The 19962-nt window shown below is 54.0% G+C and carries 20 protein-coding genes; 13 read left to right on the forward strand and 7 right to left on the reverse strand.

All coding sequences use genetic code 11. The annotated features are described in order from the left end of the window. Positions 1–61: 61 nt before the first annotated feature. From I6G90_RS11130 to I6G90_RS11140, 3 genes are all read right to left on the reverse strand, one after another. Positions 62–928, reverse strand: coding sequence for a MalM family protein (locus I6G90_RS11130; protein WP_197927511.1), 867 nt, complete (start codon positions 926–928; stop codon positions 62–64). Between the two features lie 140 nt (positions 929–1068). Further along, positions 1069–2436 (reverse strand): carbohydrate porin, encoded by a 1368-nt coding sequence (locus tag I6G90_RS11135; protein WP_197927513.1) that lies wholly within the window; start codon positions 2434–2436, stop codon positions 1069–1071. 158 nt (positions 2437–2594) lie between these two features. After that, a complete protein-coding gene (locus I6G90_RS11140; RefSeq protein WP_197927515.1) occupies positions 2595–2750 on the reverse strand; it encodes a hypothetical protein in 156 nt (51 codons plus the stop codon). A 318-nt stretch (positions 2751–3068) separates the two neighbouring features. On the opposite strand from I6G90_RS11140, the gene I6G90_RS11145 reads away from it, so the two are divergent. From I6G90_RS11145 to I6G90_RS11155, 3 genes are all read left to right on the forward strand, one after another. Continuing rightward, entirely contained in the window at positions 3069–4664 is a 1596-nt protein-coding gene (locus tag I6G90_RS11145) for a glycoside hydrolase family 13 protein (protein ID WP_197927517.1), read from the forward strand. Between the two features lie 82 nt (positions 4665–4746). Beyond that, on the forward strand, positions 4747–4926 hold the full coding sequence (locus tag I6G90_RS21405) for an alpha amylase N-terminal ig-like domain-containing protein (protein ID WP_197927519.1): 180 nt from the start codon (positions 4747–4749) through the stop codon (positions 4924–4926). A gap of 44 nt (positions 4927–4970) precedes the next feature. After that, positions 4971–6650, forward strand: coding sequence for an alpha amylase N-terminal ig-like domain-containing protein (locus I6G90_RS11155; protein WP_197927521.1), 1680 nt, complete (start codon positions 4971–4973; stop codon positions 6648–6650). On the opposite strand, the gene I6G90_RS11160 is transcribed toward I6G90_RS11155, so the two are convergent. The 3 genes from I6G90_RS11160 to I6G90_RS11170 all read right to left on the reverse strand — a co-directional run bounded on the left by I6G90_RS11160 (position 6628) and on the right by I6G90_RS11170 (position 8273). Continuing rightward, positions 6628–7077: a flavodoxin gene (locus I6G90_RS11160; protein ID WP_197927523.1), complete on the reverse strand. Its 450-nt coding sequence runs from the start codon at positions 7075–7077 to the stop codon at positions 6628–6630. The genes I6G90_RS11155 and I6G90_RS11160 overlap by 23 nt on opposite strands. Positions 7078–7167: 90 nt before the next feature. Then, positions 7168–7941, reverse strand: a complete 774-nt coding sequence (truC, locus tag I6G90_RS11165; protein ID WP_042058416.1) for a tRNA pseudouridine(65) synthase TruC — start codon at positions 7939–7941, stop codon at positions 7168–7170. After that, a complete protein-coding gene (locus I6G90_RS11170) occupies positions 7938–8273 on the reverse strand; it encodes a YqcC family protein (protein WP_005358652.1) in 336 nt (111 codons plus the stop codon). The genes truC and I6G90_RS11170 overlap by 4 nt, the downstream gene beginning before the upstream one ends. A 276-nt stretch (positions 8274–8549) precedes the next feature. Between I6G90_RS11170 and I6G90_RS11175 the strand changes: the two genes are divergently transcribed. The 5 genes from I6G90_RS11175 to I6G90_RS11195 all read left to right on the forward strand — a co-directional run bounded on the left by I6G90_RS11175 (position 8550) and on the right by I6G90_RS11195 (position 11482). Further along, positions 8550–9590 (forward strand): DUF3549 family protein, encoded by a 1041-nt coding sequence (locus tag I6G90_RS11175; RefSeq protein ID WP_042081113.1) that lies wholly within the window; start codon positions 8550–8552, stop codon positions 9588–9590. Positions 9591–9701: 111 nt separating this feature from the next. Continuing rightward, positions 9702–10001: a DUF3301 domain-containing protein gene (locus I6G90_RS11180; RefSeq protein ID WP_042657215.1), complete on the forward strand. Its 300-nt coding sequence runs from the start codon at positions 9702–9704 to the stop codon at positions 9999–10001. A 74-nt stretch (positions 10002–10075) separates the two neighbouring features. Next, positions 10076–10312, forward strand: coding sequence for a DUF2789 family protein (locus tag I6G90_RS11185; RefSeq protein ID WP_058052218.1), 237 nt, complete (start codon positions 10076–10078; stop codon positions 10310–10312). 84 nt (positions 10313–10396) lie between these two features. Continuing rightward, a complete protein-coding gene (locus I6G90_RS11190) occupies positions 10397–10693 on the forward strand; it encodes a DNA-binding protein (protein ID WP_197927525.1) in 297 nt (98 codons plus the stop codon). Between the two features lie 3 nt (positions 10694–10696). After that, positions 10697–11482: a Zn-ribbon-containing protein gene (locus tag I6G90_RS11195; RefSeq protein WP_197927527.1), complete on the forward strand. Its 786-nt coding sequence runs from the start codon at positions 10697–10699 to the stop codon at positions 11480–11482. 103 nt (positions 11483–11585) lie between these two features. On the opposite strand, the gene syd is transcribed toward I6G90_RS11195, so the two are convergent. Then, the gene (gene syd / locus I6G90_RS11200; RefSeq protein ID WP_197927528.1) at positions 11586–12134 is read right to left on the reverse strand and encodes a SecY-interacting protein; all 549 of its coding nucleotides are present in this window, start codon (positions 12132–12134) and stop codon (positions 11586–11588) included. 204 nt (positions 12135–12338) lie between these two features. Here syd and queF point away from each other — a divergent pair, with 204 nt between their 5' ends. The 5 genes from queF (at position 12339) to xni (ending at position 19824) form a co-directional block, all read left to right on the forward strand. Then, entirely contained in the window at positions 12339–13187 is an 849-nt protein-coding gene (queF, locus tag I6G90_RS11205; RefSeq protein WP_197927530.1) for an NADPH-dependent 7-cyano-7-deazaguanine reductase QueF, read from the forward strand. 212 nt (positions 13188–13399) lie between these two features. Continuing rightward, complete coding sequence (locus I6G90_RS11210) at positions 13400–15679, forward strand: tetratricopeptide repeat protein (protein ID WP_139408053.1); 2280 nt, start codon at positions 13400–13402, stop codon at positions 15677–15679. 84 nt (positions 15680–15763) lie between these two features. Further along, positions 15764–17380, forward strand: a complete 1617-nt coding sequence (locus I6G90_RS11215; RefSeq protein ID WP_197927532.1) for a GGDEF domain-containing protein — start codon at positions 15764–15766, stop codon at positions 17378–17380. Between the two features lie 148 nt (positions 17381–17528). After that, positions 17529–18884, forward strand: a complete 1356-nt coding sequence (gene ppnN / locus I6G90_RS11220; protein ID WP_042657209.1) for a nucleotide 5'-monophosphate nucleosidase PpnN — start codon at positions 17529–17531, stop codon at positions 18882–18884. A 139-nt stretch (positions 18885–19023) separates the two neighbouring features. After that, complete coding sequence (gene xni, locus I6G90_RS11225) at positions 19024–19824, forward strand: flap endonuclease Xni (RefSeq protein ID WP_197927534.1); 801 nt, start codon at positions 19024–19026, stop codon at positions 19822–19824. The last annotated feature ends 138 nt before the right edge of the window (positions 19825–19962 follow it).

The raw sequence follows: 19962 nt of genomic DNA on the forward strand, positions 1-19962 counted from the left end.
GGATACCAAAAAGATAAAATGTCTCACCGCAAGGTGAGACATTTAAAGATAATAATGATGATTACTTGGCACTTATGGATTTAATAAACATAGCTTCAGCTTCAACAATACCCAATGCTTTGGCTTCATCACGCAGAGCTAATGCTTTCTGAATATCCTTACCTTTTGCAGCTTGCTCAATTGCATTTAGGTAATAATGCTTGGTATCGTCCTGAATCACGGCAGGGATGGCTGCCTTTTTATCCACAGCCCCAACAGCCACTACCCCTGATGTCATAACAGCACCAACAGGTTGGTTCACCACGGGTTTCAGGGTTAACAACTCAACAGACAACTCCAGCGAACCACCATTTTGGAAGGTATACGCTGGGTCTGTGACCATTGGCATAGGTTCACCCAACTCTTGCGCACGGATTCTTGCCGGATGAGTCGTGGTTATTTTTTTTCCTAACAGTTCAGATGGGGTATACACCACCATATATGGAGTTTCAATGGTGTTTATCTTCAGACGATAATTATATCTTGATTTAGTAAATGCATCTGAGGTTGACACCTTAAAATCACTGTTCTTAACATGTTTCACCACTTTAAAATCAGCACTCAACAAAGCAATTTCTGGAGCGAATACAGATCCGTCATAAAAATAACTTGACAGTGATGCTGTAATGTCAAGACCTCGCTCACCAAATTTGAATGCTGCAAAGTGACTATTACCACCAGCAAAATTTGCAGCAGGGGATGCGCCATCAATATTGAACTTGACAGTTTCATTGTCATTTAATTGAACATAGGGTAGTTGCGAGTAACTCTGACAACATAACTCTGTGTCACTCGGTGGCATAACATTCAACACTGATGGTTGATTGACGGCACACCCTGATATCAATGCGCTAAACACCAAGCATGAAATACTGCTTACATTTTTCATATCTTTTCATCCTAAAATAAAAAATCACGATGATACAAGTTCACTTAAAGTATCTACCGTAAACAATTTAGCACATTGTATCAATGAATCTACCAACAAAAAGGGCAGCATAAATGCTGCCCATTGTTGTAACATATTTCTTAGAACCAAATTTCGGTATGAACACCAACAACTGTTTCATCTTTGCCATCTTTGATACCGATAGTGCTGGCACTGGCGGCATCATCAGCAGCGATATAGCTGACATAAGGTTTAATTTGCGGACGGCCAAAGTAATCAGCATTGACGGTGATCGGCAGAGCCAGCTCTACGTTATAGTACTCACCCTTTACTGCATCGCCAGTTCGGCCCCAATAACCCTCTGCACCTTTCTCCTGACCATATGAACCGGTCATCTCTACGCGAAGGTTATCGTTGATCTTGTAAGAAGGACGAACGGCAACCAGGAAGCGAGACAAATCCTCAGCACCAAACAGCTCATCCAGCGCGCCAAAATAGGTGACTTCAGATCCCATCTGCCAACGGTCAGAGATGTTCCACACACCATAGGTGGTTGCAAAAATGGACTCGGCTTTATCGTTACCACCGGACCAGCTACCAAAGTTGAGGCCACGGTTCTGAGCCACACCTTTACCATACGCAACGGCACTCTGCGCCCAACCATCCAGCCCGTAATAGTTGGTGTTCAAGGTCACACCGGCACCAATACCATCCTCACTATCGCTGTCTTTGTTGGCCTGCTTCATATATTTGAAGTCGAAATCAAGCTTACCGAAGCCGACATCAACCCCATAGTAATAAAAATCGTAGCTGGTCAAAGTACTGCGTTCAGTATTGCGATACTGTCCTTTTAACGCACTCTTTTGATCTTTGGTTAAGTTTGGATTCTTATCTATTGCAGCAATTGCGGCCTCACTATACGGCAACGCCCCCGCATCAGGATCAGCCATCACCATGGCAACGCCTGCCGTGTTACCGGCAATTTTGGTCTGTACACCGGTGCCCACACCAGAAGATTGCTTCCAGTATTCACCCGAGAGCAAGCCTGCAGCACGGTTGAGGTAACGCTGACCACCCCAAACAGACGTATCATCCCCCAGGAAGGAGAGACCACCGATTTCGACAAAGGCCTCTTTCACTTCAAATTGGGCTTCATCGTTCTTCTTCTGGCTACCATCGGAGGAATAAGCATAGGAGTTACCGTTGCCATACTCTGAACGCAGTACAAAATCAGACCATGCACCATTTTGATGCTCGGTATGTTTTTTCAGAGAAAACTCCACCTGGTTGGTGCTCTTGCCATGAGTACCTGCAGTTTTATAGTCTGGTTTACCAAATTCGGTATCTACCGTTTCCCCATCGATGTTTCTTACGTTCATGGAACCATAACCATGAACCTCCCATCCATCTTTCAACACATCAGTACCTTTAACCGCATCTTGAGCAAAGGCACACCCAGTAAATAAAACTGAAGCCACTGCAGTAGCAATTACACTTTTGTTAGTCATCATTAACTCCATTTAATAGGAAGTAGATATAGCAAATCACGAAAAATTAAAACCATAAGAATTCATTTTTATAGTTGTTCACATTTGATTGCTTATTACGTGATGTGAACTTGGGGGGCACTATACATTTCCAATCTTCATTATAAAAGTGACGGACATCACAAAGACAAAAACCAAATAACAGACCAAAAAAGCAATAAAACACCAACATAGCGCAAGAAATCACGAGCGCGCACCACAATCAATGCAATGTGCGCAATAACAAAGCCTTTGAAAACGATATCAATCCCGAGCCAACCAATCACGTTGCTCATTATTTTTGTCGATTTATAAACCAATTCTATGATTGAAATCGCTTTCATGATGCTTGATATTTAACCACTACTGAAGTCAATTGCATCACAGGTTATTTTTCTGCAAGCACAACCACAAAATCACATATCTCTATGGAATACTGATGTTGTGATCAAGCTCCCAGAATGATGAGTTACAACAGACTGCAAACCTTTTCAAACCAATGAGTACTTATGATTTTCAATTGACATCAATTACAATTGCCAAAGTTAAATATCTGTAACCATGAATAATTTATCACTACATTTAACTTAATAAATTTGAACCAAGGGGTCTCCATGAAAACTGAACGGAATAGTGTTATCTATCAGATTTACCCACGCAGCTTCCAAGACAGTAATGGGGATGGAATTGGTGATCTCAATGGTATCAGATCTCGCCTTGGTTACTTGTCACAGTTAGGTGTTGATATGCTGTGGCTTACCCCGGTTTATGCATCTCCACAGCGGGATAATGGCTATGACATTAGTAATTACCATGATATTGATCCAGCATTTGGTTTCTTTTCAGATATGCTGGCACTCATATCAGAGGCCGCAACGCTAGGCATAGGCATCATGATGGATATTGTTGCCAATCACACATCTACCGAACATTCCTGGTTTAAAAAGGCATTGGCAGGAGACAAATACTATCAAGATTTCTATGTATTTAGAGATCAGCAATTCGTGAATGAATACCCATTGACATCCATTTTTGGTGGTAATGCTTGGGAATATGTACCTGCACTTGATATGTACTATTTGCATAATTTCGATATTACACAGGCAGACCTAGACTGGGATAATGTAAATGTACGTAAGGCTATGGCTGCAGTCGTACAGTTTTGGCTAGACCAAGGCATAAAAGGATTCCGCTTCGACGTGATCGATATGATCAGCAAAAACTGGCCGACTCGCAGCATGAGCAATGGCCCACGCCTGCATGATTACATCAAGGAGCTGAACCACTCCACTTTTGGGGGCAAGAATATTATCACTGTTGGCGAAACATGGTCAGCAGACCTTGAACACATGAAGAGCTATTCATCTCCCGCTGGGGATGAATTTTCTATGGTGTTTAACTTCGAGCACTTGGGATTCGGCCATGATAAATGGCAATCTCACATCGATATAAAGACAATCAAGAATGTGTTTACCAGAAACCAATGTGAACTACGCAACCAAGGTTGGAATAGTTTGTTCTTATCCAATCATGATCTACCTCGAGCCGTATCAAGATTTGGTAATGATACCCCCCAATGGCGAGAGTTAAGTGCAAAGCAATGGGCAATTATTCTACACATGCAACAAGGAACGCCATTTATTTACCAAGGCGAAGAACTGGGTATGACCAATCGCCAATGGCACCCTTCTGAGATTCGTGACATAGAGGCTAAAAACTACTTTAACAGCCATATCAATGATGCAACCGAATCAGAAGTATTGACCAGAATCAGCAAAATTAGCAGAGATAATGCGAGAACCCCCATGCAATGGGATGATACTAACCATGCCGGTTTCAGCACTGCCACCCCCTGGATCCAGGTGAATGAAAATTACCATTCAATCAATGTCTCCAATCAACAACATGATGATAACTCGGTATTCAACTGCTATCGCAAATTAATCTCTCTCAGAAAAAAACTAGATATTATTCGCGAGGGGGATTTCACTATGCTCGGTAGTGATACCTCAAACCATATCTGCTACAGCCGTCAATGGCAGGGAAAAACCTTGATCGTCATGGCTAACCTGACCACCACACCTTTAACTATACCTGTGCATAAAGACGACTTGGCAACATTAGAGCCATTACTAACAAACTATCCAACACCAAGCTACTCAGATGAGCTAAGACCACTCGAAGCTGCTGTGTGGCTAACCACAAAATAACAATATAGTGTGGGCTATATTTTAGCCCACACTATATCTATGCAGAATCAATTTATAAAGTAGTTAGAATAAGAGACTTTTCATGGACAAAAAAATCACTCGCGCAGCTATTTTTCATCGTTCTCATACAAATATGTCCTATGCATATAGTAGCAATCAACTCCATATGAGATTGCGCACGGCAAAGGGTGAGGTAACAGAAGTATTCCTGCGTGCAGGAGATCCTTTTGACTGGGCAAGTCAGGGGGGGGGGGGAATTTAAATAACGAAGGCGCTAGCGGATGGTTAGGTGGACGGAACTATCCAATGAAAAAAGAGTGTGAAACTGAACTCCACGATTACTGGCTATGTGAATTCACCCCTGAATTCTATCGTAGTCGTTATGCTTTTATAGTTAAAAGCAACACTGAAGCACTCTTAATCGGTGAAAAGAGGATTGTTCCACTTTCTAATCTCTCAGATGACCCAGCTCTGGATCAGCTTGTTAACTTCTATTGTTTCCCATATCTTAATGCTATTGACGTGTTCACCCCTCCTGAATGGGTTAAAAATACTGTCTGGTACCAGATATTTCCGGAACGCTTCGCGAATGGGATGCCGACTCTATCACCTCCACAGGCTCAGTCATGGGGATCAATGATTCCCGCGAACAAAAGTTTCTTTGGCGGTGACTTGCAAGGCGTCATCGACCATCTGGATTACTTAGAGGCTCTTGGTATCAATGGTATTTATTTCACACCATTAACACTGGCCCCCAGCAATCACAAGTACGATGCTATCGATTATTTTACTATCGACCCTCACTTTGGTGATATAGAAACATTAAAATCTCTTTGCAAAGAGGCTCATCGCCGCGGCATCAAGATCATGCTAGATGCAGTTTTTAATCATCTGGGAGAACAGTCTCCTCAATGGCAGGATGTAATTAAAAATGGTGTTCAATCAAAGTACTATAATTGGTTTTACATTGATGATTTTCCTTTAATAAATAACAATGCCACTCTAAATAAAGAACGTTTGAATTATCGATCATTTTCGTTCTCTACGGGAATGCCAAAATTAAATACAGAAAATCCAGATGTCATTGAACACTTATTAGAGGTGGGACGTTATTGGATACGTGAATTTGATATTGATGCATGGCGGCTAGATGTTGCCAATGAAGTTGATCAACATTTCTGGCGACGTTTTAGAATCGAAATGAAACGATTAAAGCCAGAATTGTTTATTTTGGGCGAAGTATGGCACGACGCACATAATTGGTTAACAGGCGATCAGTTTGATGCGGTTATGAACTATCCGATGGCTGAAGCGATTTTAAACTTTTTCGCACATCAGAGCATTGATGCAAAAACATTTAAGCACCTTATTAATGAGGCTTTTGTTAACTACCCGATCAATGTCAATGAAGTTATGTTTTCTCTTTTAGATAGCCACGACACACCAAGAATTCTTCATTTGTGTCATGGCGACAAAAACAGAGTGAAACTTTCATTTTTATTTCTTTTGAGCCAGACAGGCACGCCATGTATCTATTATGGTAGCGAAATAGGGATGACAGGTGGCTCAGATCCGCTTAATAGAGCATGTATGGAATGGGATCTGGCTAAGCAGGATCGAGACCTGCTACAGCACATGAAAAAACTGATTGCTCTTCGTAAAAATACACCAGCAATGAGCAGCCATAATATGGACTGGCTCTTATCTGATAGTCAGACGCTGATTTACAGTAAAACACATCAACATGATACTGTATTTATCATCATAAATGCATCCGCAGGCCAAAGCACGATCACTTTGCCATCACAATTGGCAGACAAATCAGTCTTTGATTTGTATGACAATAACATTGTCCAGCTAAGTGATACGTGCACACTGCCAGAATATGGCTTTGCGATTTATCGCCTCCACACTACCGGGGACTCACAATCTCCCACATTAATAAAATCAGCAAGAGTCATTGCTAATGATCTGACAAGGGAATAAGCACGCTTTTCAGCCAGCTGAGTGCCACCTGTTCGGGTTCATCGTGCACGGTGGCATCCAGCTCCAGCGGGGGAATCACTCGCGTGGCCCCCAGCTCTTGCAGCAATCCGTCGAGCCGACGGCCTGCGCCACAGAAATGCTCATAGCTGCTGTCACCCATGGCGATCAGGGCATAACGCAGCCCCTTGAGCCAGGGTGCCTTGTCAGCCAGTTCGCTGGCAAAGGGCTGCAGATTGGGCGGAATGTCCCCCTGCCCTGTGGTGGCACTGACCAGCAATAAAAAACGGCCGGGGTCTATGTCCGCCAGCTGTGCTTCTTCGTGCAGGGTACAGTGATGCCCCTTGCGTTCCAACTCATCTGCCAGGGTCTCGGCCACCAGCATGGCTGCGCCGTAGACACTCCCTACTACGATATCGATCTGTGCCATTCTCCTCTCCCTGCTTTAGTCACTCTTTTGAGCAACTCTATCAGCAAGCTGGCGTCAGATGCCACCCGTTCAGGGCCGAGGATCAGGCGCTTAGTAGTCGCTCTCGCTGGCGGGCCAGCCCAGCTCGGCAAACAGCCGCAGCACATCCTGACCGAGCGGTGCCTGGATCCGCATCGGCACCTTGAGCACCGGATGGGTAAAGCTCAGGGTGCGGGCCACCAGCAGCAGCCGCTCACAGCCAAAGTGCTCGCGAAAGAAGCGGTTGTGACGGCCATCCCCGTGGGTGGTGTCCCCGACGATGGGATGGAACAGGTGATCCATATGGCGGCGCAACTGATGCTTGCGGCCAGTCTTCGGGAACAATCTGACCAGGCTGTAGCGACTGGTGGGGTGCTTCTTGGAGACCGCATGGGGCAGCTCGACCTGATGCAGGCGACGGAAGGTGGTGACGGCATCCTGCGCCGGGCGATCCGGGTTGCTCATGGCATCGGCAATCTTGTCCAGCTGCTCCTTGAGGGGATAGTCGATCACCCCCTGCTCGGGCGCCCAGCCGCGCACCAGTGCCAGATACTCCTTGTGTACCTGACGTTGGGTAAAGGCTTCGGTCAGTGCGCGGGCAATCACCGGGTCGAGCGCAAACAGCAGCACGCCGGAGGTGGGACGGTCGAGGCGATGCACCGGATAGACATGGCGGCCGCCGATCAGATCCCGGGTCATCTGCATGGCAAAGCGGGTCTCGGCCTTGTCGAGCCAGCTGCGGTGCACCAGCAGGCCGGACGGCTTGTTGACTGCCACCAGCCACTCATCCTGATAGAGCAGGGTCAGCTTCAGGTCACTCTCTTCTCGCGTTTGCTCTGGCATCATTGTTCGATCACTTTACCGGAAAGCAGCAGATCGAAGCGGGCGATCAGCCGCAGCAGCGCTTCCACCTCAGCCAGCTCCTCTTTGTACACTTCGCTGGCCATGGGATAGAGGGAGACACTGGTGGGCAACGGCGCCTGCAACATCACCAGCTGCTCCATACGCGGGATCAGCACGAACTGCAGCCACTGATCAAAGCTCAGGGTATCGACACAAAAAGGCAGGGTGCTTGCCAGGGCTTCGTCACCGGGATGGTCAGCTTGCCAGCGCTCGAGGCGCTGCAACTCGGCGGTGAGTTCCCCCAACAGGCCAGCTACCAGCAAATATTGATTCATCTCGCTCTCTTCCTCATAACCACAGATTGATCCGCTGACCCGACAGGGTCAGCCAGGATGCCGATACATTCAGTCGCGCAGCACCGGCGATTCAGCCGGGTCAACGACATACACGGCAGCCAGCGCGGCCTGCCGCCGTTAAAAAAGGGCGATACTATACACCGCCCCCCGCATGGCTGCCATGTTGATATCTGCCGCAGCGCGCGTCTGCTGCCACTGGCTATCCTCGGCAAGGGCCTTATAATCGGCCCGCATCACCATTAGCCGGATCTCACCATGTCTGCGACGCCTACTGCCATCAATACCTTGACCGAATTTCTGACTCAGGCTGGCACCCAGTTCCAGCTGTTTGACATGGGCCGCCAGGTGCGGCCACTGGCAAGCGACACCTTTGTCCGCATCGAACAGCAGCAGGAGCCCTACCCCTGGCCGCTGCAACAGCACGCCTGGCTGGGTGTGCACTTCTTCCAGCCGAGCGAGTCTCGCCACTACCTCTGGTTCCTCAAGTTCGCCCTCGATGAGCGCGGCCTGCTGATGTCAAACGGCCCCAAGCTGTTCATGGATCAGGTGGTGGAGACCCTGGGCTACAAGCTCACCGGCGATCTCGATGAAGAGAAGGCCCAACGCCTGGCCGACAACCCCTACACCTTCCGCCCGGCGGAGGCCAAGATGGCCAGTCTGCACGCCAAGCTGGCGCGCCAGCTGGAGCAGGCCCCTTCCGCCTATTACGATGCCCTCTGCCACTATCTGGCCGCCCCCAACGACACAGGTTGGCAGACGCTGGGACTGCAGGGCTTTGCCGATCTGGCCGAGCGACTGCATGATGAACGCAATCTGGCGCTGGTGTGCAAGGCGCTGCCCAAGCTGCCGCAAGAGCCGCTCTATGCCCTCTGCCAGAGCCTTGAAAACGCCCCGCTGCCGCCTGCAGTACAGGGAGCCCTGCTTGAGCGGATCGGCAAGGAGCAGGAGTGCGCCGCCCCCAACCCAGAGACCCTGGCCTACCTCTGCCGCGCCATGGCCTCCTGTCCCGGCAGCACACTGCGAACCAACAAGCTGTTGACCCTGCTGCAAACCCAGCCGAGCCCGGCGCTGCTGCTTGCCATCGCCGGTCGACTCTGGCCCGATCTGAAAGATGCCAATCTGCTCAGCCACTATCTGGAACAGCTGGCATTGCAACCGACCCAGTTCTTCAATCAGGTTTTTGCCGAGTTGGTCACTTTACCTGCCCTGCGCAATGATATGCTGGCCAGACTGCGCGACCCCGACCGCAGCGAGGCGCTGGGCAAGGCCATCGGCCGTCTGTTTGCCTCGGCCTGATCCCTCGCCTCATCCTCACGCCACGAGGCAACACGGCGGGAAATAGAAATGGAGATCGGGAGTGCCGAGCAGGACTCCCGGTTATCGACATCACGATAAGGAAGCCCGCCTATGGGAGAGATGCTCGGAATTCTGTTGCTGATTGCCATTGCCGGCCTGTTCTGGCTGCAACGCCAACAGGCAGAAGTGGCCTGGCAATATATGCGCCGCTACTGCCAGCACCATGATCTGCAACTACTGTCGCTGGCCCGTAATCGGCGGGAGCTGGCCCGCAATCCCCTGCGGCTGCTGACCCACTATCAGTTTGAATTCTCCAGCGACGGCGAGAGCCACTATCAGGGCACCCTGAAGATGCAGGGGCTGCACGTCGTCGGCGTTGATCTGCCACCTCACCGCATCCCCTCTGCCTGATCCCCAATCTCGTCTCTGCGCCCGAAGGCTATGCCTGTCTATAATCTCAGGTATTAAACAAAGGGAGAGACGAGATGGAACCCCTTGTCCACGATCTGCCAGCCCTGTTTGCCCAACTCGGGATGGCCAACGACGAGCTGAGCCTGCACCGCTTTGTGCACGACCATCACCTCGACAATGAAACCCTGTTGCCGGAGGCGACTTTCTGGAGCGCCGCCCAGGCCAGCTTTCTGCGCGACGCCCTGTGGCACGACTCCGACTGGTGTGAAGCGATCGACCAGCTCGATGTGATGCTGCGCCAGCCCCGCTAAGCCGCCCACCCCTTTCCTCCCCTGCCAGCTTTGGTTAAGATCCCGCCCCGATAGCGATCCCTCCTTCTCACCCAGAGCATGATTATGTCCGCCCACGAGATCATCCGAATTGCCAACGAGCTGGCCGCCAAGGGCCTGACGCCCACCACCGCCATGATCAAGGCCCGCCTCACCCAACCCGTGCCGATGGCCGAGCTGCTGAAAGTGCTGAGCCAGTGGAAGCAGCAGCCCGTCGCGACCGCCGAGAGCGAGAGCCTGCCGGAAGCGGCGCCCCAACCAGCGCCGGCGCTCACCCTGCAGCAACTCGCCGAGCAGCTCGCACGCATCGAACAGAAGGTGGATCGCCTAGCCGACCTGCTCATCCAGCAGGGGCAGCGCTGAGCCATGTATATCGTCGAACTCTGCTTTGAGTGCTACCGCGACACCTCCCTTGGCGACGCCGAGCGGGCCATCGTCAACTACCTCGACATGCTGCGTTATCAGGGCCAGATCCTCGGGCGGGAGTTTCCCACCAGCATGCATGAGGGCTATTTCGTCAGCCGGGTGGTCTGCCCGGAGCAGGATAGCCTGCACCCGGACAACCAGAGCGATCAGGTCAGACTGGCCGAACAGCAACTCAATCAGGCCGGGCTGCTGGCGCCAAAACTGCAGCTGCAGGGAGCGGATCTGCTCTCTGACAGCACCGACCCTTGCGGCGAGCAGGCTGAACGGCCAAGCTGGATGCTGCTCTACACCAGCTTCCTGCATACCTGCTCGCCGCTGCGCTGTGGCGACCACTTCGCCCCCATTCCGCTCTACCAACTGCCCGCTGTCGCCAACGGCGATCAGAAACAGATCATCAAGTGGCAAGAGGATTGGGAGGCGTGTGATCAGTTGCAGATGAACGGCTCCATCGCCGAACATGCGGCGCTGCACGAAATCGGCGACGTGGGCAGCCGCCTCTACCGGCGCGGCAGCGATCTCGCCAAGCGGCTGGAAGTGCTGAGCGGCATCCCCACCTACTACTACCTCTACCGGGTGGGCGGGCTAAGCGCCGCCGACGAGAAGGCGCGCCCCTGCCCAAGCTGTGACGGTGAGTGGGCACTGGCCGAGCCGCTGCACGAGATCTTCGACTTCAAATGCGACAGCTGCCGCCTGGTCTCCAACCTCTCCTGGGATTTCAAGGATTAAGCGCGTTCCCTGCACGCGACGCCATAAAAAGAGCCTTGCCGCATGGCAAGGCTCTTTTCGCTTCAATGTCTGTTCCACCAAGCGATGGTGGCTCGAACAGGCGCTATTGCGGCAATGTCTCCAGCCGTTCCAGAAACGCTGACAAAGAGGTTGCCAGCGGCAACCGGCGGCCGGAGTCGAGCCACTCCAGCCACACCTGACCACTCTCGTTATCCAACGAGATAAGCGTCATCTCGTTGCGGGTGGTGGCAATAAAGATGGAGGGGGTTCGTTTTAGCTTGCGCAGCATCAGCAGGTGGCCGATGAGGTTCTCCTTGAGCAGATCGAGATCCGCGTCGTTCCACGGCAGGATAAGTTCAAGGCGCAACCCCTTAAAAAGGCAGGGGATGGGGCGGCTGAACCAGTGCCCGAACAGGGCGATGGCGCTGGGGTGAATCGTCAGCTCAAGGGCATCGGCCATGGCCGTAAAATCGGCAGGCTCGGAACGCTGGTGAGGGCGCCAGGCCACCCGACCATCGGCGGGCTCACCAAGCTGGCAGGGGGAACGCCAGTCCGCCTCCCACTCGCACAGGGGCAGGCCTCGTCTGGCCTCGCCATCCCGTTGCCAGCGGGCAAAAAAGTGCTCCAGGGCAGACAAAACTTGATCCGACATCGAAAATCCCCACAATTGCTGGCAAAGTCCGCTATTGCACCACCAAACCCGGTAACAGACAAGGTTGCCAGCCGACCTTACGACCCGGGATACAGAACCTGGAATACCGAGAGGCCAACGCCCAAGCCAAACGGCTGCAACCATCCGGCCCTGCAATGGCCCGTTTTATTCCACTCATCATGAGCAGATTACGTGAGCAACCCTGTGAGCAAACAAGATAGATACGCCGGGGCCAGCGCCCTGACCGGCCTGAGCCTGGGCCAGCAATCCGATTACATCAGCCAGTACACCCCCGCCCTGCTGCAACCGGTTCCCCGCAGCCTGAACCGGGATGACCTCCAGCTGGGCGATGATCTGCCCTTTACCGGTTGCGATGTCTGGACCCTCTATGAGCTCTCCTGGCTCAACGCCAAGGGCAAGCCGATGGTGGCGGTGGGTGAAGTGACCATTCCGGCCACCAGTGCGAATCTGATCGAATCCAAATCCTTCAAGCTCTACCTCAACTCGTTCAACCAGACCCGTTGCGACTCCATCGAAGCGGTCGCCGCCATGCTGACCAAGGATCTGAGCGCCTGCGCCGGTGAGACCGTCAAGGTGACCCTGTTCCCCCTCGATCAGGCACCGCACCAGATTGCCCTGCTGCCCGGCGATTGCATCGACGAGCAGGATATCGAGGTAGACCACTACGAGTTTGATGCGACCCTGCTGCAAGGGGCGGCCGGCAGCGAGCAGGTAGAAGAGACCCTGCACAGCCACCTGCTCAAATCCAACTGTCTGGTGACCAGCCAGCCGGACTGGGGCTCCGTGCTGATCCGCTACAAGGGGCCGAAACTCGATCGGGAGAAGCTGCTGCGCTACCTTATCTCGTTCCGCCAACACAACGAGTTCCACGAGCAGTGCATCGAGCGGATCTTTATCGACCTCAAACACTATTGCCAGCCTGAGCAATTGACCGTCTATGCCCGCTACACCCGCCGCGGCGGCCTCGACATCAACCCGTTCCGCACCGATTTCGAAGCAGTGCCCGCCAACCTGCGCCTGATCCGCCAATAAACGTGAGCTGCGGCTGAGAGGGCAGGCACACTGCCCTCTGTACTGTGCACCAGAAGGTTTCAATCGATGCTTTATATGGCAAGAATGAGGGCGCTGGATAATAAAATCCAGACGAACCCCACTTGCTGGCCACCTGCAAACCACAGTAAACGCTGGACTCGCAGGGGGGGGCTTGGATAACATGCCAACACCTCTGCGCCGTCCTTAATCCAATGAATCAACTGTTTTTTCTGGCCATGATGATGTCCTCCCTGTCAGCTCCGAATCTGGATCTGGACAAGGAGCAACTCTCTATCGATCTGCAACAAGCGCAATCGATGGTCCTGGCCGATCCTGCCAGATGTGTCCAGATCACCACCGCCTTCCTGGCGCGCGCAGCCAATAATCCCCAGCAAATCATCAGCAATCGTCAGGAGTTCGGTTATCGCGAACCCATTCTGAGCTACAGCACTGTGGCCCAGACCATAGGTGCCCATCTGCTCAAAGGGGAGTGTCTGCTGCAACTTGGCCAGTATCAGGCCACCCAGCAAGCGCTCGACAAGGCGATGGCACTGGCCGACAAAGAACGGCAACCGGAACTCAAGGCTCACGGCCTCTATCTCAAGATCCGCAGTCAGGCCCTTAAACCGGATAACCAGAGCACCAGCCGCGCCCTGATGGCTCAGCTGGACGAGCAGTTGGCCGTCCCCGCTCTCAAGCAGAGCCAGTTGCAGATCTATGGCCGCCTGCAACGCACCAGCTACGACATCGAGAACCAGCACTTCGATGATGCCAAGGCCCATCTGGCAGACGCGCGGATCTGGGCAGCCAAGACCCCCAATCCCCTCGCCAGTGCCTGGGTCAGCGCCATCAGCGGCGATCTTTATCGCGCGCTGCAGCAGCCACAGCTGGCGCTGGGGGAATATATCGATGCCCAGCAACAGGCCAAAAGTCTCAACGACCCGCTCTTTCTCGGCCTGCTGTCGAACCAGATAGTCAAACTCTACCAGCAGGAGCAGGAGCCCCAGAAAGCGCTGCAGTATGCCAATGAGGCAGCCAACTACTTCCACTCCATCGGCAACCCCTCCCTGCTGTGCGACTCCCTGATGGTGCTGGCGCGACTCAACCGCGAGCAGGGCGACCTCAATATGGCGCTGGTCTACTTCTTCAATGCATTGGACCTGCTCGATGAGGGGAGCAACCGGCCGCAGGCCTCCCTGCTCAAATACGAAATCGGCAAGACCTACCTGCAAAGCGGCAACCTGTCGCTGGCCAGCAACTACCTCAATGCGGCCCGTCAGTCCCACGAACTGAGTGATGCCAAAGAGCCGCTGATCGATACCCTGCTGCTACTCGGCGAGCTCTATCTGAAGAAACAGGAGGCCGCCATCGCCATCCTGCAGTTGGAGAACGCCCGCGCGCTGGCCAACCAGCTCGGCGATACCCGCCGTCAGTACGAGGTCTTCCGCCTGCTCTCCCTCGCCTATGAGCAGAAGGGATATCTGCGCCAGGCCCTCGACAGCTACAAGCGCTTCCACCGTCTTGGCGAAGAGGTGCGCCAGCAGGAGCTGGCCATGGAGCAGGCGGCGATCCGCGACAACTATGTTCAGGTCGAACGGGTGCAGCATATCAAGGAGCTGGAACAGCGCCTGAGCAACAGCCAGCACCAGCAGGAGCGCTATCTCTGGTCGAGCATCACCACCAGCCTGCTGCTGGCGCTCTTTATCTACCTCTTCTTCACCCTCTGGCTCAAGTTGCGCACCGCTCGCCTGCAACTGAAACGGACCAATGAGGCCCTGCTGATCGAGCCACGCTCGGGGCTGGCCAACTGGCAGCGGCTGATGAACCGCTGGCCACGGGAGATGGCAAAGCGCCAGCTGAAATCGGATCGCTGGTATCTCAGTGAACAACACGCCAGCGAGTTTGATGACAAGCTGCACTATCTGCTGTTCCGGGTGCCCTTCCTGGTCAACACGCTGGAGCGCCACGGCTATCAGGCCAGCAGTGAAATCGAGCAGGCCTTCGGTGCCTATATGGATACCCTGACCCCGCAAGATGGCCGTATCTATGACTTGCGGGAAGGGCACATGCTCTATGTGGTGCCACAGCGCCACGTCACCAACCTGCATCAACTGGCGGGAGACCTGCTGACGGCCATCGCCGCCTTCCCTTGCAGCTATCCGCTGGATCGCCGGATCAGCCTCGGGATTGTCAGTCACCCCTTCCTGCCCAAAGCGGCCACCGCACTCGATCACAATGGCCTGTTTGACCTCTGCTACCTCGCCCTGTCGGGAGCCATTCAGCTCAGTGAAAAATGCCAGCAAAACGTCTGGTTGGAGCTCGCCGCCATCGATTGCCAACAGGCCGCATTTTTTAATGGAGATGTGTGGCAATGCGGCTTGATGGCAATTGACAAGGGGCTGGTAAAAGTCAATTCTTCTCATGAAAAGCAATGGGTTAATTGGCCCAGCCTTGCAAGGAAGCCGGCTGCCGATGACCACCCGGAAATGTAGATAACAGGGCGAGGCTCGAAACCCGGTTCGACCACTGTTGCTATCCAACACCAAAAACAATAATGACAACAGGGCGACCTGATAATGAATGACATCGCTGCCGTAGCAGGACAATTGGCCAGGCTCAGGGAATCCCTTCAGCAAAAACAGCTGGAACTCGACGGCGTTCTCTCGTTCTCCGATGCAGAGCGTGCCCGCGGCATCCAGTTTATCAACAAGTTGATGCTCTCCTGCCGTGGCTTCGACCGCGAGCTGGATAATCGCTTCGCCAAGCTCAAGCAGAAACTGGATAACAATCCGGCCTTTACCGCGCTGGATGAGGATCTGCAGGCCATCGAAAAACTGCTACAGCAACACAGCAATGCGCTGGAAGAGTCGATCACCCTGACCCAGACCGCCATCGATCTTGGCTCCAGACAGTTGAAAACCATCAAGGGCTTCCCGGAAGAGACCCGTAAATCCCTCAAGGAATTTCTGGCCAGTCCCGTCGGTTACGGTATTGCCGATCAGCAAAAGAAGGTGATCAAACTGCTGGAGTTCTACCAGCAGGCGATCAAGATCCAGCTGCTGCCCAGCCAGCCCCTGCTGGCACCGGCAAACACAGCCCAGCAAAAAAACACCCCCACCAGCCACGATGGCCAGCCCGATGTCGACCCGTTTGATCTCAAGGATCACGCCCGCATCGCCGATGAGCTGCAGCGGCTTATCACCGAACTCGACTTTGCCGGTGCCATCGGCGAGAGTCTGGGCGACATCCGCCGCCAGTTGCTGATCGGGATCAACCCTGCCCTGCTGGCGGAAACCTGCCTGCAGGTGATTGAGCTCATCATCGAAGGCACCCGTGAGGAGCGCAAAGCCTCCCGCGCCTTCCTCAGCTCCCTCAACGAGAGCCTGTCCGCAGTGCATGTCGGGTTTACCGAATCCCTCGACGAGGGGCGCGCGCTGCAAAACGAAACCAGAGAGACCCGCGAGGCGCTGGTCAACGAGCTGCAGGCCATCGATCAATCCCTGGCCAGCCATAACTCCCTCGATGCGCTCAAGCAAACCATCTCAGGCCACATGGGCGCCATCAACCTGCTGCTGCAAGAACGCGAGAGCACGGCGGCGCGAGAGCGTCACCTGCTCACCCGCCTCTCCACCATGGAGTCCAAGCTGCGGCTGATGAAGGAGGAGACCGCCGAGTACAAAAAGCGGCTGACCATTCAAAAGCACAAGCTGTTCCTCGACAGCCTGACCCAAGTACACAACCGGGCCGCCCTCGATGAACGACTGGAGCAGGAGTACAAACGTTGGCTGCGCTACCGCACTCCGCTCTGCATGGCGATCATCGATATCGATCACTTCAAGAACATCAATGACAACTACGGCCATATGGCGGGTGACAAGGCGCTGAAAGTGGTCGCCAAGGCGCTGCAAAGTGCCCTGCGTGACACTGACTTCATCGCCCGTTTCGGCGGGGAAGAGTTCGTGGTGTTGCTGCCCAATATCAACCCTGACAAATTCCAGAAGCCGCTGGAGACCCTGCGCCAGACCATCAAGAGCATCCCGTTCCGTTTTCGCGATGCCAAGGTGGAGATCACCATCTCCATCGGCGCCACCCTGTTCAAGGATGGGGACAACCCGTCCGATGTGTTCGAGCGGGCAGACAAGGCGCTCTACCACGCCAAGAACACCGGTCGGGATCAAGTGACACTGGCCTGACAAGCGGCTAAAAAAACAGCGAACAGTCGTCACCCTATTTCCCTCCCCCCTCTGTTACCACTACTATCGATCTCAGGGGATGCTACATGGCGTCCCCTTTTCTCCCCAGGGAAAAACACAACGATAACAAGTGAGTAAAGGGGAACCTATGATTACGCACATCAATCCCGTCGGCAGCATGGATTTGCTGTCACAGCTTGAGGTGGATCGCCTCAAGCAGACTGCCTCCAGCGATATCTATCAACTGTTTCGCAACTGCTCGCTGGCAGTGCTCAACTCCGGTAGCCATACCGACAGCTCCAAGGAGATCCTGGAGCGCTTCAAGTCGTTCGATATTCATGTGATCCGGCGCGAGCGCGGGGTCAAGCTGGAACTGTTCAATGCCCCCGAGCACGCCTTTGTCGATGGCGAGATCATTCGCGGCATTCAGGAGCACCTCTTCTCGGTGCTGCGCGACATTCTCTATGTCTCCAATCAGCTCGAGTCCAACCGCCAGGTCAATCTGACCAACTCCACCCATATCTCCAACGTGGTGTTCGCCATCCTGCGCAACGCCAAGGTGATCCTGCCCGGCGCCGATCCCAACCTGATCGTCTGCTGGGGTGGCCACTCCATCAATGCGATCGAGTACCAGTACACCCGCGCCGTGGGCAGCGAACTGGGCCTGCGTGAGCTGAACATCTGTACCGGCTGTGGCCCGGGCGCCATGGAAGGCCCGATGAAAGGGGCCGCCGTCGGCCATGCCAAACAGCGGGTACGCAACGGGCGCTACATTGGCCTCACGGAGCCTTCCATCATTGCGGCCGAACCGCCCAACCCCATCGTCAACGAGCTGGTGATCCTGCCAGATATCGAGAAGCGACTGGAAGCCTTCGTGCGCCTGGGCCATGGCATCATCATCTTCCCGGGCGGGGTCGGCACCGCTGAAGAGCTGCTCTATCTGCTCGGCATCATGATGAACCCGGCCAACGAACGGCAGCCGATGCCGATCATTCTGACCGGCCCGAAAGAGAGCGCCGACTACTTCCGCGCCATCGACGACTTCATCAAGGCGACTCTGGGCGAGCCTGCAACCCGGCTCTACCGGATCATCGTAGGCGATGCGCCGGAAGTGGCCCGGGTGATGAAAGAGGCGATGCCGAAAATTCGCGAATATCGCAAATCGGTTGGCGATGCCTACTCCTTCAACTGGTCCCTCAAGATTGAGCCGGAGTTCCAGCTCCCATTCGAGCCGGATCACGCCAACATGGCCAGTCTGGATCTGCACCGCAACCAGCCGCCGCAACTGCTGGCTGCCAACCTGCGCCGCGCCTTCTCCGGCATCGTCGCGGGCAACGTGAAAGAGGGCGGCATTCGCGCCATCGAGAAGAAAGGCCCCTTCAAGCTGCACGGCGACAAGGAGCTGATGCACCTGATGGACAAGCTGCTGGAGAGCTTCGTCAAGCAACAGCGGATGAAGCTGCCGGGCAGCCAGTATGTGCCCTGCTACGAAATCGTGCGCTAGGGTATAGACAGCCATATCATCGACAGAGGGGCGCATTGGCGCCCCTCTTTATTGGCTCTACGCCTTCCCGAATACCATCAATCCCCCATCAGGCGAGTGGTTTGTTACAATGGGGCGTCCCGACCGCCAAGAGTGCCCCATGTCAACTATCCGGCCACACCTGCTCATCATCGATGCCCTCAACCTCATTCGCCGTCTGCACGCGGTACAAGCCCAGCAGGCACTGACCCCTGCCCAGGCGCTGGTCGCCACCCGCGCCAACCTTATCAATACCTGCCGCAAGCTGCTGGCCAATAGCGAACCGACCCATGTCATCGCGGTCTTTGACGGCGAGGTGCACAGCTGGCGCAAAGAGGTCTATCCGGCCTACAAGGAGGGGCGCACGCCCATGCCCCCCGAGCTGCGTGAAGGGCTGGCGACCCTGCAGGATGCTTTCTGGGAGTGCGGTGTCGATGCCCTGCTCTCCGAGACCGACGAGGCGGATGATCTCATCGCCACTCTAGCCTGCGGCATCGCCAGCCACGGCCATCAGGCAACCATCATCTCCACCGACAAGGGGTTCTGCCAGCTCATCTGCCCGCAGATCAGGGTGCGCGACTACTTCAACAAACGCTGGCTGGATGCGGCCTTCGTCCAGCAGCAATATGGGGTAGCGCCCGCTCAGCTGGTCGACTTCTGGGCCCTGACCGGCATCGGCGGTTCCAATATCAAGGGAGTACCCGGTATCGGCCCCAAGACCGCCACCCAGCTGTTGCAGCAGTATGGCAATCTGGCAGCCATGCTCGAGGCCTGCCAGCAAGAGGATGCCACCAAACCGTTGATCAAGCTGCGCCAGCATCAGGATGAAGCCCTGCTGGCCCAACGGCTGGTACGCTTGCAGCGGGATATTGTGCTGGGATTCAACCTGCGGGACATCCGCTACCCGCCCCAGCCGGACTAAATGACCGAACAAAAATGCAGGCAAGGGTGCGAACCATGACGAGACTCACCCTCGCTGTTGATGAAAGTGAGTAGAATGTAAAGGAATGTGGTTGGTTTGCTGAGTAAATGCTATAAAGCAGCCCCATCCTCCCCTATA

This window comes from Aeromonas allosaccharophila (assembly GCF_016026615.1).
Lineage (GTDB): Bacteria > Pseudomonadota > Gammaproteobacteria > Enterobacterales > Aeromonadaceae > Aeromonas > Aeromonas allosaccharophila.

Bases quoted from the DNA above. Each gene is read 5' to 3' on its own strand.
- I6G90_RS11130 (WP_197927511.1), bottom strand. From the start codon at position 928: ATGAAAAATGTAAGCAGTATTTCATGCTTGGTGTTTAGCGCATTGATA.
- I6G90_RS11135 (WP_197927513.1), bottom strand. From the start codon at position 2,436: ATGACTAACAAAAGTGTAATTGCTACTGCAGTGGCTTCAGTTTTATTT.
- I6G90_RS11140 (WP_197927515.1), bottom strand. From the start codon at position 2,750: ATGAGCAACGTGATTGGTTGGCTCGGGATTGATATCGTTTTCAAAGGC.
- I6G90_RS11145 (WP_197927517.1), top strand. From the start codon at position 3,069: ATGAAAACTGAACGGAATAGTGTTATCTATCAGATTTACCCACGCAGC.
- I6G90_RS21405 (WP_197927519.1), top strand. From the start codon at position 4,747: ATGGACAAAAAAATCACTCGCGCAGCTATTTTTCATCGTTCTCATACA.
- I6G90_RS11155 (WP_197927521.1), top strand. From the start codon at position 4,971: ATGAAAAAAGAGTGTGAAACTGAACTCCACGATTACTGGCTATGTGAA.
- I6G90_RS11160 (WP_197927523.1), bottom strand. From the start codon at position 7,077: ATGGCACAGATCGATATCGTAGTAGGGAGTGTCTACGGCGCAGCCATG.
- truC (WP_042058416.1), bottom strand. From the start codon at position 7,941: ATGATGCCAGAGCAAACGCGAGAAGAGAGTGACCTGAAGCTGACCCTG.
- I6G90_RS11170 (WP_005358652.1), bottom strand. From the start codon at position 8,273: ATGAATCAATATTTGCTGGTAGCTGGCCTGTTGGGGGAACTCACCGCC.
- I6G90_RS11175 (WP_042081113.1), top strand. From the start codon at position 8,550: ATGTCTGCGACGCCTACTGCCATCAATACCTTGACCGAATTTCTGACT.
- I6G90_RS11180 (WP_042657215.1), top strand. From the start codon at position 9,702: ATGGGAGAGATGCTCGGAATTCTGTTGCTGATTGCCATTGCCGGCCTG.
- I6G90_RS11185 (WP_058052218.1), top strand. From the start codon at position 10,076: ATGGAACCCCTTGTCCACGATCTGCCAGCCCTGTTTGCCCAACTCGGG.
- I6G90_RS11190 (WP_197927525.1), top strand. From the start codon at position 10,397: ATGTCCGCCCACGAGATCATCCGAATTGCCAACGAGCTGGCCGCCAAG.
- I6G90_RS11195 (WP_197927527.1), top strand. From the start codon at position 10,697: ATGTATATCGTCGAACTCTGCTTTGAGTGCTACCGCGACACCTCCCTT.
- syd (WP_197927528.1), bottom strand. From the start codon at position 12,134: ATGTCGGATCAAGTTTTGTCTGCCCTGGAGCACTTTTTTGCCCGCTGG.
- I6G90_RS11210 (WP_139408053.1), top strand. From the start codon at position 13,400: ATGAATCAACTGTTTTTTCTGGCCATGATGATGTCCTCCCTGTCAGCT.
- I6G90_RS11215 (WP_197927532.1), top strand. From the start codon at position 15,764: ATGAATGACATCGCTGCCGTAGCAGGACAATTGGCCAGGCTCAGGGAA.
- ppnN (WP_042657209.1), top strand. From the start codon at position 17,529: ATGATTACGCACATCAATCCCGTCGGCAGCATGGATTTGCTGTCACAG.
- xni (WP_197927534.1), top strand. From the start codon at position 19,024: ATGTCAACTATCCGGCCACACCTGCTCATCATCGATGCCCTCAACCTC.